Below are 17,949 nucleotides of genomic sequence, written 5' to 3'. Positions count from 1 at the left end.
TTATTGTATAAAAATATATCTAATTGTGCAAGGGAGAATTTGTGTACATTCGCCCATAATTCACCTAAACATCCATTTATCACTTTAAAAAATGGAAAAGTTAGTCGAATTTTATGCCCTTTAATGCCTCTGCAAATGCATTATTTATAGGTTCTTCGTTTTTATTTTGTTGCTTAAGATATTTTTGCACAGAACGTTTATCCATTTTCCCACCAGACTCTTTTTTGCGTCGTGCCTCAAAAGCTGATAATTTTTCACGATATCCGCATTTACAAGCGAAAATTTGACCTTCACCTTCCCCACGAAGTTCCAATTTCTTCTTACATTGAGGGCAGCGTGCGTTTGTTACACGTGCTACGTTTTTTCTGTAACCACATTCACGATCCTGGCAAACAAGCATTTTCCCTTTTTTGCCGTTTACTTCTAACATTGGTTTGCCACAGTCTGGGCAAGATTTGGTTGAAATATTATCATGTTTATATTTTTTATTGCTCGCTTTAATTTCTGCCACTATTTCTTTCGTATGTTCCTTCATTTCATTGATAAATACACTTTTTTTCAGTTTCCCTTTAGCAATTAGTTCAAGCTTTTGTTCCCATTCAGCTGTAGTGGCCGGAGACTTTAATTCATCCGGAACTAAATCTAAAAGCTGACGTCCTTTGGAAGTGATATAGATTTCTTTCCCACCGCGTTTTTCAATTAAGAATGAATTAAATAATTTATCAATGATATCAGCTCGAGTTGCAACTGTACCAAGACCACCAGTTGACTTTAACGTTTCTGCGAGCTTTTTATTATTTGTTTCCAAATACTTAGTCGGGTTTTCCATTGCAGATAATAGCGTTGCCTCTGTAAAGCGTGCTGGTGGCTTCGTTTGACCAGATGTTAGAGCAATTATTTCTGTCCTTAATACCTCTCCTTTTTCAAGACGAGGTAATAGTTGCTCTTTTACATCATCTGTTGTTTCTTCATCATCAAAACGATTTTCGTATACTTCTTTCCAGCCAGAGTTGATGACAGATTTTCCCCGTGCTATAAACTTCTCATCGCCAATTGTTGCATGTATGGTTAATTGTTCATATTCAAACGCAGGGAATAATACTGCTAAAAATCGTTTTACAACAAGATCATATATTTTGCGTTCTTTATCTGAAAAAGCAGAGAAATTTACAAAGCCTTCCGTTGGAATGATGGCATGGTGATCACTTACCTTGCTATCATCTACAAATGCTTTTGTAGCTTTAATAGGCTTCATTAAAATCTTATTTGCAAGAGTACGATATTCCCCTACGCTACATGCTTTTAACCGTTCTGGAAGCGTACTAACGATGTCTGTCGATAGAAAACGAGAGTCTGTACGAGGATATGTCAATACTTTATGTTGCTCATACAATTTTTGCATAATATTCAATGTTTCTTTGGCGGAATAGCCAAAAATTTTATTGGCATCACGTTGTAATTCTGTTAAATCATATAGAGCGGGTGCGAATTTTTTCTTTACTTGTCGGTCAATGGAAACAATTTTGCCATCTTTATGTCCAATAGAGTGAATGATTTTTTCTATTTTTTCTTTATTAAAGCTTCGGGTATTCCCATTCACATCTTGCCATGTTAATTTAATTTTATCTGTCTGGGCTTCAATGCCAAAATAATTTAGTGGTTTGAAATTCTTGATTTCTTCTTCACGTGCGGCAACCATCGCAACTGTTGGTGTCTGTACACGGCCACAGTTTAACTGGGCATTAAATTTAGTTGTTAGCGCACGTGTTGCATTTAAACCTATATACCAATCTGCCTCAGAACGTGCTACTGCCGATGCATATAAATTTTCATATGCTTTTCCTGGTTTTAAGTTATTAAATCCGTCTTTAATCGCTTTATCGGTTACAGAGGAAATCCATAGACGTTTGATTGGCTTATGAATTTTTGCTTTCTCAATAATCCAACGTGCAACTAATTCTCCTTCTCTCCCTGCATCAGTAGCCACAATTATTTCCGTTACATCCTTGCGGTTTAACTGGGCTTTTACGGAATTAAACTGCTTTCCAGTTTGTTTTATCACAACTAATTTCATTCGTTCTGGAAGCATCGGAAGATCTTCTAAATTCCATGATTTATATTTATTATCATAAGCTTCAGGGTCCGCTAAAGTTACTAAATGCCCTAATGCCCAAGTAACTACGTATTTATCACCTTCTAAAAATCCATTTCCTTTCTTAGAACACTTCAAAACTCTTGCTATGTCACGTGCGACGGAAGGCTTCTCAGCAATTACTACACTTTTTCCCATTTTCCGAACTCCTTTACTGACTTTGTAAGGTCTAATATACCATAGTTTTTCACAAATAGTCTTGTAAAGGCACCTAATACAGTAACAGTTAAAAAAAGAGAAAATTCTGGCCAAATTAAGATGTTTTTTCTTTTTTTAGCACTTATAATGGAATCATACCTGCAAAAAGGAGATGACTAAAATGTCAAAAAGCAAAGCTAAAAAAAGACGTGAGAAACTTGTAAGAGAAGGGAAAAGAAATCCTTCGGAGAACAGAGGAGTGTATGCATTAACTGATATGAGGACTCGAAAAACTAAAACAAAAAAAGAAGTTCTTTCACAAGTTAAACATAAAAGTCGATTATCTTACGAAAGTATAGAAGATAAATCGACTTTTTATTTTGTCTTAAAGGAAAACGAACTAATGGAAATATAAAAACCATAAGCAAATTATTTCTAATCTTCCTATTTTTATTATAAGATATTAAAAGATAGACATTTAATGTTAATCACTTTTAAAACCTCTGGTAACAATAATCATTCCCCTTTTCCATTCATTTTCAAATCTTTATGATTGTTATTTTTTTCAACAACTGTATATGTTCATAATTAGTAAAATCTAAATAAATGCATATTTGAAGGGAGAGAATCGATGTTAGCTACAAAAGAATTATTCGGATTTAATAAACACAAACAGTTATCACGACTTGCATTAGTAAGAAGGATTTTTTTCATTACCTTAGGATCCATTATTATGGGGGTAGCATTAGAATTATTCCTCGTTCCAAATGCAATACTGGATGGTGGCATAACAGGTATTTCCATTATCCTTTCCCACTTTACAAATCTTCAGCTTGGTTTGTTTATTTTCATCTTAAATATTCCTTTTTTCTTTATTGGATATAAACAAATAGGGAAAACCTTTGCAATATCCACACTGTATGGCATTGCAGTCATGTCTCTAACTACTTATTTTTTACATCCCGTACCTGGTTTTACGGACGAATTGTTTCTGGTTACAATCTTTGGAGGGATTATTTTAGGCATCGGGGTAGGAATTGTTATTCGCTTTGGAGGCTCGCTTGATGGTACAGAGCTCCTATCCATCTTATTAAATAGGAAACTGCCCTTTAGTGTTGGCGAGGTCATTATGTTTTTTAACATCATTATTTTTACATGTGCCGGATTTGTCTTTGGGTGGAATCGGGCTATGTACTCTGTGATCACGTATTTTATCGCGGCAAAAACGATTGATATTGTCATTCAAGGTCTTGATGAATCGAAATCTGCGTGGATCATCAGTGATAATACCACCGAAATCGGTAACGCTATTCTTGCCCGTCTTGGAAGAGGTGTCACCTATTTAAACGGAGAAGGCGCCTTTACCGGCTCGGACAAAAAAGTGATATTTTGTGTTATTACTAGATTAGAAGAGGCAAAATTAAAATCAATCGTGGAAGAGTTTGACCCGCACGCATTCCTTGCCGTCGGAAATATTTCAGAAGTGCGAGGTGGAAGATTTAAGAAAAAAGATATCCATTAATGCTGAATTTAAAAAATAGAATCCGATGGGGATTCTTTTTTACTCCGCATTCAATTCTCTAACTTTATCATCTGTTGGTAAAAATATTGAAAGCAGTCCAAGCAATGGTAAAAAGCTGCAGAAAATCATCACAAACATTTGCTCCTCTCTCTTCCCTTTTATATTTTTTTAGTTTTCCGAAATAAACGGATAAGATGATTATACCTTGTTTTTTTGATAAAAAATAAAAATTTTCTATTTAAACCATAATACATACTTCGCCCTATCATTTGGAAAAATGATAGGGGAGGTGAAAAAATGGCGAATCGAAAAAAGGACCCGTCAAAGGCAGGCTTAAATTCACCGCAAGTTAAAGGGCAAGGAACGACAACGGAAGAAACTGGAACAATCAAAGCGGATGCTTCCCGAAAGAAACACGGAAGATAACGGTGATATTTAAAACGATGTGAATGAATAATTTTCCATTATTAAGGAAGCATATAGGGTTAAGAGGAGGTGTTGGAAATGGCGAAAATCGGTGTAGAACAATCATTATCAAATGTATCGCAGGTCCTCCGCGAAAAAGGATATGATGTTGTTGAACTGAAAAACGAACAGGATGCAAAGGGCTGTGATTGCTGTGTTGTCACAGGCGGTGATGAAAATGTAATGGGTATTCAAAATGTAATTATCCAAGGCTCTGTAATCGATGCGAGAGGAATGTCAGCTGAAGAAGTTTGTCAAGAGGTTGAAAGCAGAATTCAATAAATATACTTTAAATTTATCATCTAAATAGCCCCTTCATCTCTAATGGATAAAGGGGTTATTTTATTTTTTTCTGAAAAATTCACTTGAAGAAAAGTGATGTTGTGGAAATAAAAATGGAAAAAACCACGCAATAAATCGAGATTTCTCTTCTATTGAGAAGACCGGAAACGGTACAGTTTCTTTCAATGGTATCCATGATAAAACTACCTGAATATTCGTTAATTCCTTTAACAAATAAAGATCGTTCTGATTTCTAATAATCACTGCTTTCGATATGGGGGCATATTTATATCCTTCAATCAATATTAAATCTAAAGATAAACGATGATAATAATCTATGATCTCATCCAGTGACCAATATTGTGTTTGTTTTTTTATTACTAGTTCACCATTGCCCTCGACCGCAGCATAAACCGCACCTGCATTAAGATGCTTTTCACTGTCCTTTTCCATATTTTCCTTTGATGGAGTACCTCCATGACCATGATGTTTAATGGTTCCACTTTTTAAACCCAATTTATCTCCATATCTGATTATTTCCTGAACAAGAGTTGTCTTTCCACTATTTTGAAACCCCACTATCTGGAAGATTTCTGTCTTTCTTTCCACGATTCATCACTTCCAGCTTGATCCTCTAATAATAGAATATCTACTAAATCACCCGTTTTATAGCCTTTTGTACCTCCAGGTAATACCATTAAACAATCAGCCCAAGCAATGGATGTCACTACATTCGGTTTGTCCAAACCAACAGGCTCCACAAAAAGACTGCCATTATCATAACCCAACTTACTCCGAACAAAGCGAGTAAATGGATTCGGTTTTGGGAAATCCTTTATTAATGTCGCAGTTGTTTTCCGTAAAAATGGCTTATTTGAATACAGCCAATAACGAATAATCGGACGAACGTATAATTCAAAACCTACATAGCATGAAGATGGATTGCCGGATAGCCCATATAATAATTTATTGTCACATTGTGCTACCGTAGTAACACTTCCCGGACGCATTGCAATCTTGTTAAATAATACTTCTGCACCGATTTTTATATATATTTCTGGTAAATAATCAAAATCACCGACCGAAACGCCGCCGGTAGTTATGATAATGTCACATTCCTTTAAGGCAGACTTAACGGTAGTAAGTAATGATTCTAAGTTATCTGCACAATTTTCATACTTTTTAATAGACGCTCCGGCACGGATAATTTGCGACTCAATCATATATCCATTACTATTACGGATTTTTCCTGGCACAAGTGGTTCATCCACTCTTAATAACTCACTACCTGTTGCAATTACTCCAATTACTGGTTTCTTCGCCACCGGCACCTTATGATATCCAAATGTCGCCAAAAGCGCCTTTACACCTGGATTAATTATCGTTCCCTGTTCTAACAATACTTCCCCTTTTTTTGTATCTTCCCCTTGGAAGGATATGTTTTCTCTAGCATTTACTTTTCTTTTTATCGTTATGATTTTTTTATCAAAGGAGGTTTCCTCTTTCACAAGTTCAAGCATAATAACGGAATCCGCTCCTTTTGGAATAGCCGCTCCGGTCATAATTCGAATTGCCTGGAATTCTTGTAATTGTTTTATACTTACTTGACCTGCACCGATTTCGTCCACTACTTCAAATTGTACTGGATTTTTACTTGATGCCAACAAAGTATCGCAAGACCTAATTGCAAACCCATCATATGGGGATCGATCAAACGGCGGGACATCATGATCAGCAATTAATGGTTCTGCCAAAAATCTGCTATCACAATCATCAATTGATACCCACTCTATCTCCCCGCGTTTTTTCCATTCCATTATTTTCTCGGTAGCTTCTTTCACCCAAATGGGCTTTCTCCGTTCTACCATATTACATCCCCCTTAATGTTTCTATCATTCTAATCGTAATTTCCTTACCCAACTTGTTATTTTTGATAACTTCATTGTCATTCTTTAAGTGTAGCTTTTCCAACAAAAAAAGTAGTATTGTCTATACCACTTTTCAAGGATGTTAAAATCTTATCCGCCAATGTAAGACATTTCAATCTTTTTCTTTGAAGGATGATGGTTATTTCTTTCATCTGAATACCTATCTGCACGCTTGTTCCAAATAGAGGTGATTTCGTTTTTAATTGTCTCATCTGTAGAACCATCTCGAAGAAGCACTCTTAAATCATGACCATTGCCAGCAAAAAGGCATGTGTATAGCTTTCCGTCCGCAGAAATTCTTGCCCTCGTACAACTGGAGCAAAAAGACTCTGAAACAGAGGTAATAAATCCCAGTTCAGCATTACTGCCCTTAAAACGATATCGTTTTGCCACTTCACCAAAATAGGCAGCATCAACAGGTTCTATTTCAAAATGGGAAGATAAAATTTCGTACATTTCTTTTTTCGTGATAACCTTTTCCATATTCCAGCCATTTGAATTTCCCACATCCATAAATTCAATAAATCTTAGCGTTATTCCTTTATTACGGAAATATTCAGCCATCGGGATAATTTCATGATCATTTACCCCTTTTTGTACAACCATATTTACTTTAATGTGGAATCCTAATTCACACGCCTTATCAATTCCTTCCATAACTGCTTTAGAAGAAACTCCTCTGCCATTAAGCTTTTTAAAAAGATTTTCATCTAATGCGTCAAGACTAATATTTAATCTGTGAAGTCCTGCATCAAACAATTCTTTGGCTAGCCTGGTTAGCAGTACACCATTTGTAGTCAGCCCCATATCAGTAATTCCTTCTATAAGAGTAAGTTTCCTGATTAATTCGGGAAGTCCTCTCCTAAGTAAAGGCTCACCTCCTGTTAACCTTATTTTTTTCACACCCAATTGAGCAAATAGTTTAGCAAGTCTTTCAATCTCTTCAAATGTTAAAACTTCATTTTTAGGCAAGAACGGAAAATCAGGACCAAAAATTTCAGCAGGCATACAGTATTGGCATCGAAAATTACAACGATCCGTAACGGAAATTCGCAAATCATGGAGCGGCCTGTTAAACCCGTCTGTAATCAAAGCATTCAAAATAACATCTCCTTTGATGAGATACAACTTTCATATAAAAAAATTATGTTTAGAGTAGCTTAATATTATTAATATTATAATAAATAACTTTTACTTGTTGGTCTATTCTATTTTATTTACGAAAAATCATACATTTTCTCTGAATTGACATCGTTTACAGTAATAAATAAAATCGATCTGCACCAAAATTCAATTAAAAAAGGGTGCATATATCTCACCCTTTTTTGCGATATTTAATCCTATTAATGGACCAGCTCACTCCTAATCCAACGATTACAAGCGGTATCATAAACAGCCATGGACTTTGTTTTTGATTATTTGACTCTTTTTCACTAAGATGCGATTCGGCGGCAATTACTTTCTGTTCTGTAAGCTGAAACGAATTTAATATCACACCTGTTTTATCCAAAATCTCCAAAATACCGTCCTTTGAAATCTTTTCCGAAACACTCGAATGAAGTGGAGCAGTATAAAGTAGATTTTCCTTTGTTTTAAATGTTTTGTTTCCATTTTGATAAATTGAATCCTTTGGCAAAGAAGCTGTCTTAAAATTCTCAAATCCATAATCAAGAAGCTTCTTAGTATCTAGGTATTCATCTTTTTTTGATTTTGCATCCATTGTAATAACTGTTAAATGAATATTTTGATTTTCTGCTGTAGTTGCCAAAGTTTGACCTGATTGATCAACATATCCAGTCTTTCCACCTGTTATTCCTTTATAAGGAATTTCCCCTTTGAGCATTAGATGATGAGTTATAAGGATTGTATGCCAACCCTCACCATCCCATTTTAACTCCTTTGTTCCGAAAATTTCACGAAAAGTTGGATTTTTCAAAGCATAATCCGTAATCTTTGCTAAATCGCTCGCTGTTGTATAATGCTTTTTATCAAATAAGCCATGTGGGTTCACAAAATGAGTATGATGAACACCAACCTTTTCCTTCAGAAAAGCATTTAGCTTATTGGCAAAGCTTGGAACATCTCCTGCTAAATATTCAGCAATGGCAACCCCTGCATCATTTCCAGAGTTAATTAAAAGACCTTGTAATAAATGCTTTAATGGGACCTTTTCACCCTCGACAAGATATACCCTTGTTCCGTCCGTTTGTTCAGCATGTTTACTAACTGTGACAATATCATTTATGTTGCCGTTTTCTATCGCGTAAATAGCTGTAGCTATTTTGGTTAGGCTTGCCGGATATAATTTTTTATTTGGATTTTTTGCATATAAAATTTGACCGCTGTTACTATCTGCTAGAACAGCTGCCTCACTTGCGATTTTTAAAGTTGGCTTTTCCGCTGCATTTGCGTTATCTACTACGAAAAAAGTAAATAGTATGGTTAAAATGAAAAAAAATATCCGCTTTATCATAAATAGCCTCTTCCAATCCATTAATTTCTACATAATTTTATCAAAAGAACAAAAATTCTTATATCTTTTTTCCTAATTTGTAACACAAATGAAAAATTTGTCGAAATAAACCGAACAATCTCTACCTTCATTCTGGGTCAAGTGAAATTCACAACATATCAGGATTTTCTTCACTCTTTTAGTATTCATTTTACGTTTCTTCAGTCCATCTTCCTTTTCCAGATAATACCTTTGTATCTTTATACCTCAATACAAAAGCCCTAAACAGTAAAAAGGTGTATCATTTCTGATACACCTTCTTTTCTTAAGAAATTTTAAATTGTCCACATCCAGCGCAAAGAGCATCGCCTAGCGGATTTCTACTTTCCTCCCTGCAGTTGCAGTTAAAGGCATAAAGTGAAAGAAAATGATGTGCTATTTTCACTTATCCGTAAGCAGAGCTGTGGCGCTTGCACATTTGTTCATAAAAAAGTTATTTTATATACTTTTCAGAAGTAACTTTCTAAGCAACGGAAAAAGCACATTTGGAAGCTCACTAACATCTGATAAAATAATGCTGAAATTCCCGTATATATTCCGGAGCAAATTTCTTTGTCCTTCCGACACTTGGCTATTAGAAAGAAAAATATTGATAACCTCTATTCCTCTTTTCCTCGCTTCTAAAACCGCTTCATGTGTATCTACAATCCCATTTTGTTCATAGCCAAATGCTGCAGGTTCTCCATCGGAAAAAACCAATAAGAATTTTTGCTTCTCATTTCTTTTTATTAGCTTCTTAGTCATATGCCGGATAGCATAACCATCGCGATTATCCTCTTCCGGCTGTAACTGCATAATTTCCGCACCTATTTTTTTATTAAGGGAGGACCTAAAATCGATAACCGTTTTAAAATAATTAGGCTGCTTTAATTTAGTTGCTTCACTCGTATCTTCCCAAAATCCAACTACTTCGTGTGCAACATGCACGGATTTTAGTGCTTCATGAAATAATGTAATTCCTTGTTTCGTTTCGGACATTTTATCCGCCATCGAAGCGGAACAGTCGACTAATAAAGTGAATACCGCGTCAATTTCTTTTGAGTATTCTTGTTTTTTATAAAACAATCTTGGATTCTCATCTATAAAAAATGGAAGAAGCTTTTTACTGAGTCTACCATATTGCATATTCGCATGTGGAAATGACCTTTTATGCTCTAATATTTTTTCTATTATTTTCTGCAGCTTCTTTTGATGATTACTTATATTCGTTTTTAATTTTTCATAAACATGGATTTCATCAAAGTTCGGTATAGATGGAGAAAGGAAAATCGGATATGCATTTCGGTTTTCATCTCCGTATTCCCATTCCCCTCCACCTTTTATTTTTCTTTCTTGTTCAAGAGCCTCCAGCTGCGAGTAATCATTCCGATTAGATTCCCGTGCGGAACCTTGGACAATACCAAGCGCTTGATCACCTGTCTCACTTTCCCTTACTCCCTCACCAAGTAAATCAGTTCCAGACCCTTGTTCAAGATCAAATTGAAGAAAGCTTTTACTCATGTCACTGGTTTCCCGATGCCATGTTTTCATTTCCTCTTTAAAAATTTCTTCCTCTCCTGTACTCTTCTTTTCTAAACGATCATTATTTTGCAAAGGATCTTTTCGCTTTAATTCGTTAAACGAAATTCCACCCTCCTCTAAATGCTCCATCATCTTTTCCGGAAGATGAAAGTATTCATTTAACATATCATCCTCTAACACTTCGTCTAATACTTCCATAAGATTTAAAGTAAATCGGGCTATATCGCTCGTTGATTTCGCATCAAAAAATTTCATTACCTGGTTTTGAATATAGGGAAAGGACAAATTTATTTCTTCTTTGAAAGAAGGAATTTCTAATAATGGGGACTCTGCAGTAAGCATTAAATAGATAGTATTGAATAAAGCATCTGTGTAAACACTTTTCACTACATTAACATTTTGCTGAGATTCAAAATAATCCCAGTAAATTTGTCTGCGTGTCCGAAATGCCTTTACTGTCCCTGCTCTTTCCCTCTTACAATTCTCTTCAATCCGTAAATCTTCACCTAATACAAATAATTGCTTGGCAAAGCTTTTTAATTTAATGGATTCCAGTTTTTTAAGAAAAGCAAACACATCATCATAATTGGTATAGTGAAAATTTCCGATTGCCCGTAAAAAAACATCACTTTTCAACCCATTTTTCATGATAGAGGGAGGCCGATGGTTCCAAAAATGCCGTACAAATACTTTATGTTCAGCAATATCTAAATAGGAGTGGACACCAAATTCCAGTTCATATTCCTTCTCTCTCATCAAGGTTTTTGCAAGATCGGAAAGTTCCATAAAAAGCATAGAATCTATTTGTTCATCATTAAATTGAATAAAGCGCTCCATATGATAACCCCCTATCCGAATATTGTTTCAGCAATATTACGAACGGCCGCTTTTTCACGAGCATCTTCTAATTTATCAATAATTCCTCTTTGAATCGCTCTTAAAGGGGATATATATACAGATAGATCACATGTATCAATCAGTGCTCTAATCGATGCGGCATCTTCCGAAATTTGTCCCATTTGCGCCTGAGCAATTAAATCACTGGATAATGCTACAAATTGATTAATAAGAGCAGCATCCTTCAACCTGCTTTGATTTTCCAATACGATTTTTAACGTTTCTGCCTGAATATATGGAACATCGATTATTACAAAACGGTTTTTTAATGCTTCATTTAATGGCACTGTTCCGATATACCCCTCATTTATGGCAGCAATTACACCAAAATTGCCTGTAGCGTTCACCACTTCTCCTGTAAAAGGATTATGAATCATTCTACGGTAATCAAGAACACCATTTAAGATAGGTAATGTTTCTGGTTTTGCCATATTAATTTCGTCAATATATAATAGATGTCCTTTTCTCATGGCTTGAACAACTGGACCTGGAACAAAATCAATAAAACTTTTTTCTCCGTCTTGATGAATGGTTTTAAATCCCAATAAACCTTCAGCATCTAAATCTACAGAACAATTTATACTTTGCATAGGCTGTCCAAAGATAGATGATATCGTTTCTGCAAGTTTCGTCTTACCCGAACCGGTTGGGCCCTTTAGCAATACATTCTTGCCTAATGATAATGCAATGATTGTATCAATTAAGATGGCATTATCTGCAGGAATATATCCCGGACTGCCAATCTTTTCGTTTTCATTTGCAAAATCCTGCTTTCTTTCTTGTAATATATCTATAATATCTTGAGGTAATAGTTGTAAAATTTGATCCATTTTTAAAATCCTTTCCTGTCAAAAACTTACCATTATTTTTTCTTCCATAAATATATATTTTATCATAAATTGATCATTTTTTAATGATTATATAAAGCTTTTAGAGATAGAGAAAAGACAATTTTCCCATAAATGAATAAATGATTGTAAATTACACCACTTTACGGTATAATTCGATTCTAATGAGTCTTTTAAAGTGAGTGAACAAATTTGATGGAATATTTAATTAATCTAACATATGATCCATTTATTTGCTCTGTTTCTGTAAGTCTTATCCTGACGATTGGACTAGCATGCATATGGAATAAATTTAGAATTCAATCCTGCTCGTATTTATCAGAAAAACCAACGGAAATTTTGATTAATCTCGATTATCCATTTGAATCAACAAATGATAAAATACAAAATCCGTTAATGACATGGATTATCAAATATGTTAGACGTAAAGAATCCTCAAAGGATGATTCGGATCATCATTTATCCATCATTCAACCAACATATTAAACTCTAGGAGGATAATTGATGAAACGTTATGTAAAAATGTCAGCGCTTTTAGTAGGATTGGTGATGCTACTTTCGGCATGTTCATCGTCTGCGAATGCAAAGGCACCAAAACAAACTGGATTTTTCCATACTTATTTTGTAGAGCCTTTTGCACAGGTAATTCATTTTACAGCACATTTATTTTCAGGTAATTACGGTATTGCTATCATCCTTATAACCATTCTAATAAGGTTAATCTTAATGCCGTTGATGTTAAACACCTACAAAAAGCAACAGGTAATGAAAGAAAAAATGGATGTTTTAAAGCCTGAAATGACAAAAATACAGGCTAAAATAAAACAAGCTAAAACAAAAGAAGAACAAGCAAAATTACAACAGGAAATGATGGGACTATATCAAAAACATGGTGTGAATCCATTGAATATGGGATGTCTTCCTCTAATTATTCAAATGCCAATTTTAATGGGATTTTATTATGCAATCCGCAGTTCTTCTGAAATTGCCGGCAGTTCATTCCTTTGGTTTAACCTTGGTCATAGAGACATTCCAATGGCGCTAATCGCAGGTGTAATCTATTTCTTCCAATCGAAAGTATCGATGATCGGTATGACTCCTGAACAGGAAAAACAAATGAAAATCATGGCATTGATCTCCCCTATTATGATTCTCTTTGTTTCCTTTAATGCACCTGCCGCATTGCCTTTATATTGGGCTGTGGGTGGAGCATTCTTAATCGGACAAACTTATTTATCGAAAAAGCTATATACTTCTCAAAAAGAAAAAGAAAAAGAAAGTAAAGCACCACAAAAATAAGGTTATGGCCTGCTCACTATAGTGAGCAGGTTTTTTGTATCTTTCGGAAACTATAAAATTTTTACTGCGGATAATCCTCTTATAAAATTGTCTACGTCAAGCGCAAACATCTATCGGCGTACGGATTTGATTTTTGTCGAACAAGCTAAAAAAATGATGAAAAATATTCTTAATTTTTCATAAATTTTAATTGAAATCATTGAAAATTATTAGTAGGATTGTAGTGTAAGCGCTATCTAAATGTAGCTTCATACAGCACGATCACACCCCTTAGAAAAACGATTCTGAAGGAGGATTTTTTTATGAGTCAAACTTTATTAAGTGTCGATGAAAGAGTAGAGAAATTTTTACAAGGTAAAAAGAAACTATTCATTAATGGTGAATTTGTCGAAAGTGCATCAGGAAAAACTTTCGATACGCCGAATCCTGCTACAGGAGAAACATTAGCAACAGTCTATGAAGGTGGTCCTGAAGATATTGATCGTGCCGTCAAAGCTGCAAGAAAAGCATTTGACGAAGGTCAATGGTCAAAAATGAGTGCAGCTACTAGAAGCAGATTAATGTATAAGCTTGCAGATTTAATGGAAGAGCATAAAGATGCACTGGCACAATTAGAAACACTAGATAATGGAAAACCAATCAGAGAGACATCTGGTGCGGATATACCATTAGCAATTGAACATATGCGCTATTATGCAGGCTGGTCTACTAAAATTACAGGGCAAACAATTCCTGTAAGTGGTCCTTTCTTTAACTATACTAGACATGAAGCTGTAGGCGTCGTTGGACAAATCATTCCATGGAATTTCCCACTTCTAATGGCAATGTGGAAAATGGGAGCCGCTCTCGCTACTGGATGTACAATTGTTCTTAAGCCTGCTGAGCAAACCCCGCTTTCAGCACTTTACTTAGCTGAATTAGTCAATGAAGCTGGATTCCCTCCAGGTGTGGTAAATATCATTCCTGGATTCGGTGAAACTGCAGGCCAGCCGCTTGTAGATCATCCTTTAGTAAATAAAATTGCATTCACTGGTTCTACAGAGGTTGGAAAGCAAATTATGTCTCGTGCTTCCGGGTCACTAAAACGTGTAACTCTTGAACTAGGTGGTAAATCTCCAAATATTATTCTGCCTGATGCGGACCTATCAAAGGCTATTCCTGGTGCACTAAATGGTGTTATGTTTAACCAAGGCCAAGTATGCTGTGCAGGTTCCCGTGTATTTATTCAGAAAAAACATTTTGATAATGTTGTAGCAGATATGGCCTCTCATGCAAAATCAATTAAGCAAGGTGCAGGGCTAGATAATGAAACACAAATGGGACCGTTAGTATCGATTGAACAACAAAATAGAGTGTTAAATTATATTGAAAAAGGACTTAGTGAAGGTGCTGAGCTTCTAGCAGGTGGTAAAAAGCCACGTGAGGAAGGCTATTTTGTAGAGCCAACCATTTTTGCTGATGTCAATGATGATATGACAATCGCAAAAGAAGAAATTTTTGGGCCAGTTATTTCTGCAATGCCATTTGAAGATTTGGATGAAGTAATTAAGCGGGCTAATAATAGTGATTATGGGCTAGCAGCTGGCTTGTGGACTCGTGATATCGCCAATGCTCATTATGTTGCAAGCAAGCTTCGCGCAGGAACCGTTTGGGTCAACTGCTACAATGCTTTTGATGCTGCATCACCATTTGGGGGATATAAGCAATCTGGTATCGGCCGTGAAATGGGGTCCTATGCATTAAATAACTATACAGAAGTGAAGAGTGTTTGGATATCTATGAAGTAAGAAAAGCGGAAGCGCCGCAGCTCTAGCGTACGGATTTCGTAGTCGCTCACCTCGAGATAAAGGAAACACAGTGAGGTAGTTCACGAACAAGTGAAAATAGCATTTCCATTTTCAACTATGTTGACTTATCGTAGGGTGGAAACGAAGAAATCCGCTAGCCGATATCTGCTTACGCTAGACATATTTCTTTTAAAAATATTACTGAGGCCAGGAAATTTGGCCTCTTCATTTATGATGATCGTTAACAGGTTGCGGCTCACTGAAAAATTGATTGAGTGCTTTAATATTCTTTTTATAATCCAGTTGCAGGACTGCTCCAGCATACGGAACATTTCGATTTGTAAATCCATTTTTCACTGGAATCCGCATTGTATCTAAATTATCTATACGCTGTAAAAATATCGTGGATGCTAAGGTTAGAATTTCATTCGTTTTTAAATCTGTATGAATGTATTTAATGGAGGAATCCAATAAAGACGGTATTTTGGCAAAACCATCCAAAGTATTCATTTCCTTTTGAAATTTATCCTTCATTTTTAATAAAACCTCTTGCTGTCTGTCTACTCTTCCAAAATCACTTCTTGCATCATGTCGGAACCGTACATATTTTAAAAGTTCTTCGCCGTGCAGATTATGTTCACCTGGTGGGACATTTAAAGCCATATCCTTTATAATGGCTTGATTTAAATCTACTTTTATTCCTTCAGGTGCAATTGTATCAATGACTTTTACAAAACCTTTGAAATCAATCGTAATAACATGGTCAATTTGAATACCAAAATTTCGTTCAATTGTTTTTTTTAATAAATCCTCTCCCCCTACATAATAAGCATGATTCAATTTATTGTAGACGCGATTATAACCGGGAATCTTAACAAAACTATCCCGCATAATGGACGCTAATTTGATAGAACGGTTCTGTGCATCATATTGACTTACTATAATGGAATCGGTTCTGGATTGCTCCCCTTCTCTGGTATCAATGCCAAGTAGCAGGAAATTTATCGGTTTTTCATTTAATTTCTTTTTAAAACTTTCTTCTAATGTTCCCGGATTGGTTTTATTCTTATGATGTAAAAACTTATTATCGCAAGATGCTAAAAAAACACAGGGAATAATGATGAGGTATAGAATAATTAAATTTTTCATAATAGGACTTCTCACCTCTTTTTCTTATAGTATGAACAAATTTCGATTGCACATACGATGAATAACATTCTAGCTCCTATTAAGTGTAAGAGGATTATTCGAGTTTTAAATGATAAATCGTTTTTATAATACGAAATTATTTAACTTTTTTCATAAAAGGGGTTCTCAAACAACTCATTAAAAGATAAAATAAAAGGAATCAAATTTAATAAATTCCACTAGGAGGTTGTGTCATGAAGATTATGAGTAATGAATTGTTGGTGGCAGCCTATCGAGACGCTAAAAAGAAAGGTCAAGATCAAGAGTGGATTGAATTATTAAAATCAGAGCTAAAAAAGCGTGGCTTAACGCCTATTACAATAAAATAAAAACAAATGCGTAAGTGCCTTGCTCATTTGCGTACGGATTTCGTAGTCGCTCACCTCGAGATAAAGGAAACACAGTGAGGTAGTTCACGAGCTGATGTTGAATTATCGTAGGGAGGAGACGGAGAAATCCGCTAGCCGATTGGCACTTGAGCTAGACGTAGATAATTTTTTAAACAGTTATTTACTTCTTTAAATTTTACAAATTCTTGATAAGAGAAAAATAGCGTGTGGAATTCCACACGCTATTATCATTTATATTACACTTTTTAGCCTTCATTTCTCGGCATTGCTGGATTACAATTAGGTATTTCTGTATTCGCAGATTCTGCAAGTTTAATTAAGTAATAACATTCTTCACGAAACATATGATCCGCCATTAAAACAGGGAAGGTGCCAAGAACTTCATTTGAAATTTCTAATTCAAAAATCTCATTTAAAAACACTTGAAACATTTCCATTTCTAATCTAACATCTTCATTCATTTTTCTTAAAGCGGGAAAGGTATCTAAACTTGTTCGTAGGTATCCAGTAAATTCCACTGCTTTTAAATAAAACTGTTGAAATTGCTGAACAAATTCCTTGCTTTCCTTTTTTATTTTGTGCTCGGTAGCATCCATCTCCGATTGGATCGCACCAGCATGACCAAAGGCATCCTGCAGCCACAATAAATGATGATGTAGTTCATGTAGAATAGGTGGTTGTTCACCACGTATTAAATATACTAGTATTCGTTCGTATTCCTCCAATTCATTTACCATATGGCTTAAAAAAGTAGGTGATAATTGAATTTTGACCTTACTGACAAGATGTCTCTCTATCAGAGTTAATTTAAGCTGTTTAAGTTTTTTTACCTCAGCATCTGCCTCATTTGCCAATAGGATTAGAGAGCCTTCATCATGTAAAGATCGTGCATTTAGCAATAGACTATCAAATTTGTTTTTAAAATAATTGGCCTCTTTAATAAAATCGGCTTCGGTTACACTTAAAGAATCTAGAATAAATCTAGAATGATCACCAAGGATTTGCAGCCAAAACTCATGTTCGAATTTTGCAGACTGTATAAAAGATTTCACACCATCCC

The 17,949-nt window shown here is 35.2% G+C and carries 17 protein-coding genes; 8 read left to right on the top strand and 9 right to left on the bottom strand.

Going from position 1 to position 17,949, the window contains the following annotated elements; genetic code table 11:
• Nucleotides 1–100 precede the first annotated feature (100 nt).
• Nucleotides 101–2,290, bottom strand: coding sequence for a DNA topoisomerase III (locus AN964_RS10315; protein ID WP_055739592.1), 2,190 nt, complete (start codon nucleotides 2,288–2,290; stop codon nucleotides 101–103).
• A 181-nt stretch (nucleotides 2,291–2,471) separates the two neighbouring features.
• Here AN964_RS10315 and brfA point away from each other — a divergent pair, with 181 nt between their 5' ends.
• The 4 genes from brfA (at nucleotide 2,472) to AN964_RS10300 (ending at nucleotide 4,559) form a co-directional block, all read left to right on the top strand.
• Nucleotides 2,472–2,705 (top strand): ribosome rescue factor BrfA, encoded by a 234-nt coding sequence (brfA, locus tag AN964_RS10310; protein WP_055739591.1) that lies wholly within the window; start codon nucleotides 2,472–2,474, stop codon nucleotides 2,703–2,705.
• A 216-nt stretch (nucleotides 2,706–2,921) separates the two neighbouring features.
• Complete coding sequence (locus tag AN964_RS10305) at nucleotides 2,922–3,812, top strand: YitT family protein (protein ID WP_055739590.1); 891 nt, start codon at nucleotides 2,922–2,924, stop codon at nucleotides 3,810–3,812.
• Nucleotides 3,813–4,109: 297 nt separating this feature from the next.
• Nucleotides 4,110–4,238, top strand: a complete 129-nt coding sequence (locus AN964_RS25495) for a YuzL family protein (protein WP_083489300.1) — start codon at nucleotides 4,110–4,112, stop codon at nucleotides 4,236–4,238.
• A 78-nt stretch (nucleotides 4,239–4,316) separates the two neighbouring features.
• Entirely contained in the window at nucleotides 4,317–4,559 is a 243-nt protein-coding gene (locus tag AN964_RS10300) for a YkuS family protein (RefSeq protein WP_055739589.1), read from the top strand.
• Between the two features lie 60 nt (nucleotides 4,560–4,619).
• Here AN964_RS10300 and mobB read toward each other — a convergent pair whose 3' ends face one another.
• From mobB to AN964_RS10270, 6 genes are all read right to left on the bottom strand, one after another.
• Nucleotides 4,620–5,168 carry a molybdopterin-guanine dinucleotide biosynthesis protein B gene (mobB, locus tag AN964_RS10295; RefSeq protein WP_055739588.1) on the bottom strand — a complete coding sequence of 183 codons (549 nt, stop codon included), beginning with the start codon at nucleotides 5,166–5,168 and terminating at the stop codon, nucleotides 4,620–4,622.
• Nucleotides 5,138–6,427, bottom strand: coding sequence for a molybdopterin molybdotransferase MoeA (locus tag AN964_RS10290; protein ID WP_055739587.1), 1,290 nt, complete (start codon nucleotides 6,425–6,427; stop codon nucleotides 5,138–5,140). Before AN964_RS10290 ends, mobB begins: the two co-directional genes overlap by 31 nt.
• A 150-nt stretch (nucleotides 6,428–6,577) precedes the next feature.
• The gene (moaA, locus tag AN964_RS10285; protein WP_437177115.1) at nucleotides 6,578–7,591 is read right to left on the bottom strand and encodes a GTP 3',8-cyclase MoaA; all 1,014 of its coding nucleotides are present in this window, start codon (nucleotides 7,589–7,591) and stop codon (nucleotides 6,578–6,580) included.
• A 211-nt stretch (nucleotides 7,592–7,802) separates the two neighbouring features.
• The gene (locus AN964_RS10280; protein WP_055739585.1) at nucleotides 7,803–8,960 is read right to left on the bottom strand and encodes a D-alanyl-D-alanine carboxypeptidase family protein; all 1,158 of its coding nucleotides are present in this window, start codon (nucleotides 8,958–8,960) and stop codon (nucleotides 7,803–7,805) included.
• Nucleotides 8,961–9,437: 477 nt separating this feature from the next.
• Nucleotides 9,438–11,357, bottom strand: coding sequence for a vWA domain-containing protein (locus AN964_RS10275; protein WP_055739584.1), 1,920 nt, complete (start codon nucleotides 11,355–11,357; stop codon nucleotides 9,438–9,440).
• Nucleotides 11,358–11,368: 11 nt separating this feature from the next.
• Nucleotides 11,369–12,247: an ATP-binding protein gene (locus tag AN964_RS10270; RefSeq protein ID WP_055739583.1), complete on the bottom strand. Its 879-nt coding sequence runs from the start codon at nucleotides 12,245–12,247 to the stop codon at nucleotides 11,369–11,371.
• A gap of 210 nt (nucleotides 12,248–12,457) precedes the next feature.
• On the opposite strand from AN964_RS10270, the gene AN964_RS10265 reads away from it, so the two are divergent.
• The 3 genes from AN964_RS10265 to AN964_RS10255 all read left to right on the top strand — a co-directional run bounded on the left by AN964_RS10265 (nucleotide 12,458) and on the right by AN964_RS10255 (nucleotide 15,351).
• Complete coding sequence (locus AN964_RS10265; protein ID WP_126648758.1) at nucleotides 12,458–12,751, top strand: hypothetical protein; 294 nt, start codon at nucleotides 12,458–12,460, stop codon at nucleotides 12,749–12,751.
• Between the two features lie 18 nt (nucleotides 12,752–12,769).
• Nucleotides 12,770–13,564: a membrane protein insertase YidC gene (gene yidC, locus AN964_RS10260; RefSeq protein ID WP_055739581.1), complete on the top strand. Its 795-nt coding sequence runs from the start codon at nucleotides 12,770–12,772 to the stop codon at nucleotides 13,562–13,564.
• Between the two features lie 302 nt (nucleotides 13,565–13,866).
• Entirely contained in the window at nucleotides 13,867–15,351 is a 1,485-nt protein-coding gene (locus AN964_RS10255; protein WP_055739580.1) for an aldehyde dehydrogenase family protein, read from the top strand.
• Between the two features lie 225 nt (nucleotides 15,352–15,576).
• Here AN964_RS10255 and AN964_RS10250 read toward each other — a convergent pair whose 3' ends face one another.
• A complete protein-coding gene (locus AN964_RS10250) occupies nucleotides 15,577–16,500 on the bottom strand; it encodes an LCP family protein (RefSeq protein WP_055739579.1) in 924 nt (307 codons plus the stop codon).
• A gap of 233 nt (nucleotides 16,501–16,733) precedes the next feature.
• On the opposite strand from AN964_RS10250, the gene sda reads away from it, so the two are divergent.
• The gene (gene sda / locus AN964_RS10245) at nucleotides 16,734–16,868 is read left to right on the top strand and encodes a sporulation histidine kinase inhibitor Sda (protein WP_055739578.1); all 135 of its coding nucleotides are present in this window, start codon (nucleotides 16,734–16,736) and stop codon (nucleotides 16,866–16,868) included.
• 266 nt (nucleotides 16,869–17,134) lie between these two features.
• Here sda and AN964_RS10240 read toward each other — a convergent pair whose 3' ends face one another.
• Nucleotides 17,135–17,941, bottom strand: a complete 807-nt coding sequence (locus AN964_RS10240) for a DUF2935 domain-containing protein (RefSeq protein ID WP_055739577.1) — start codon at nucleotides 17,939–17,941, stop codon at nucleotides 17,135–17,137.
• Nucleotides 17,942–17,949 lie beyond the last annotated feature (8 nt).

Origin of the sequence: Heyndrickxia shackletonii, from assembly GCF_001420715.1 — a bacterium.
Taxonomy (GTDB): domain Bacteria; phylum Bacillota; class Bacilli; order Bacillales; family Bacillaceae_C; genus Margalitia; species Margalitia shackletonii.
Note: the sequence above shows the minus strand (reverse complement) of the source record. Positions and strands in the feature narration are given on the sequence as shown.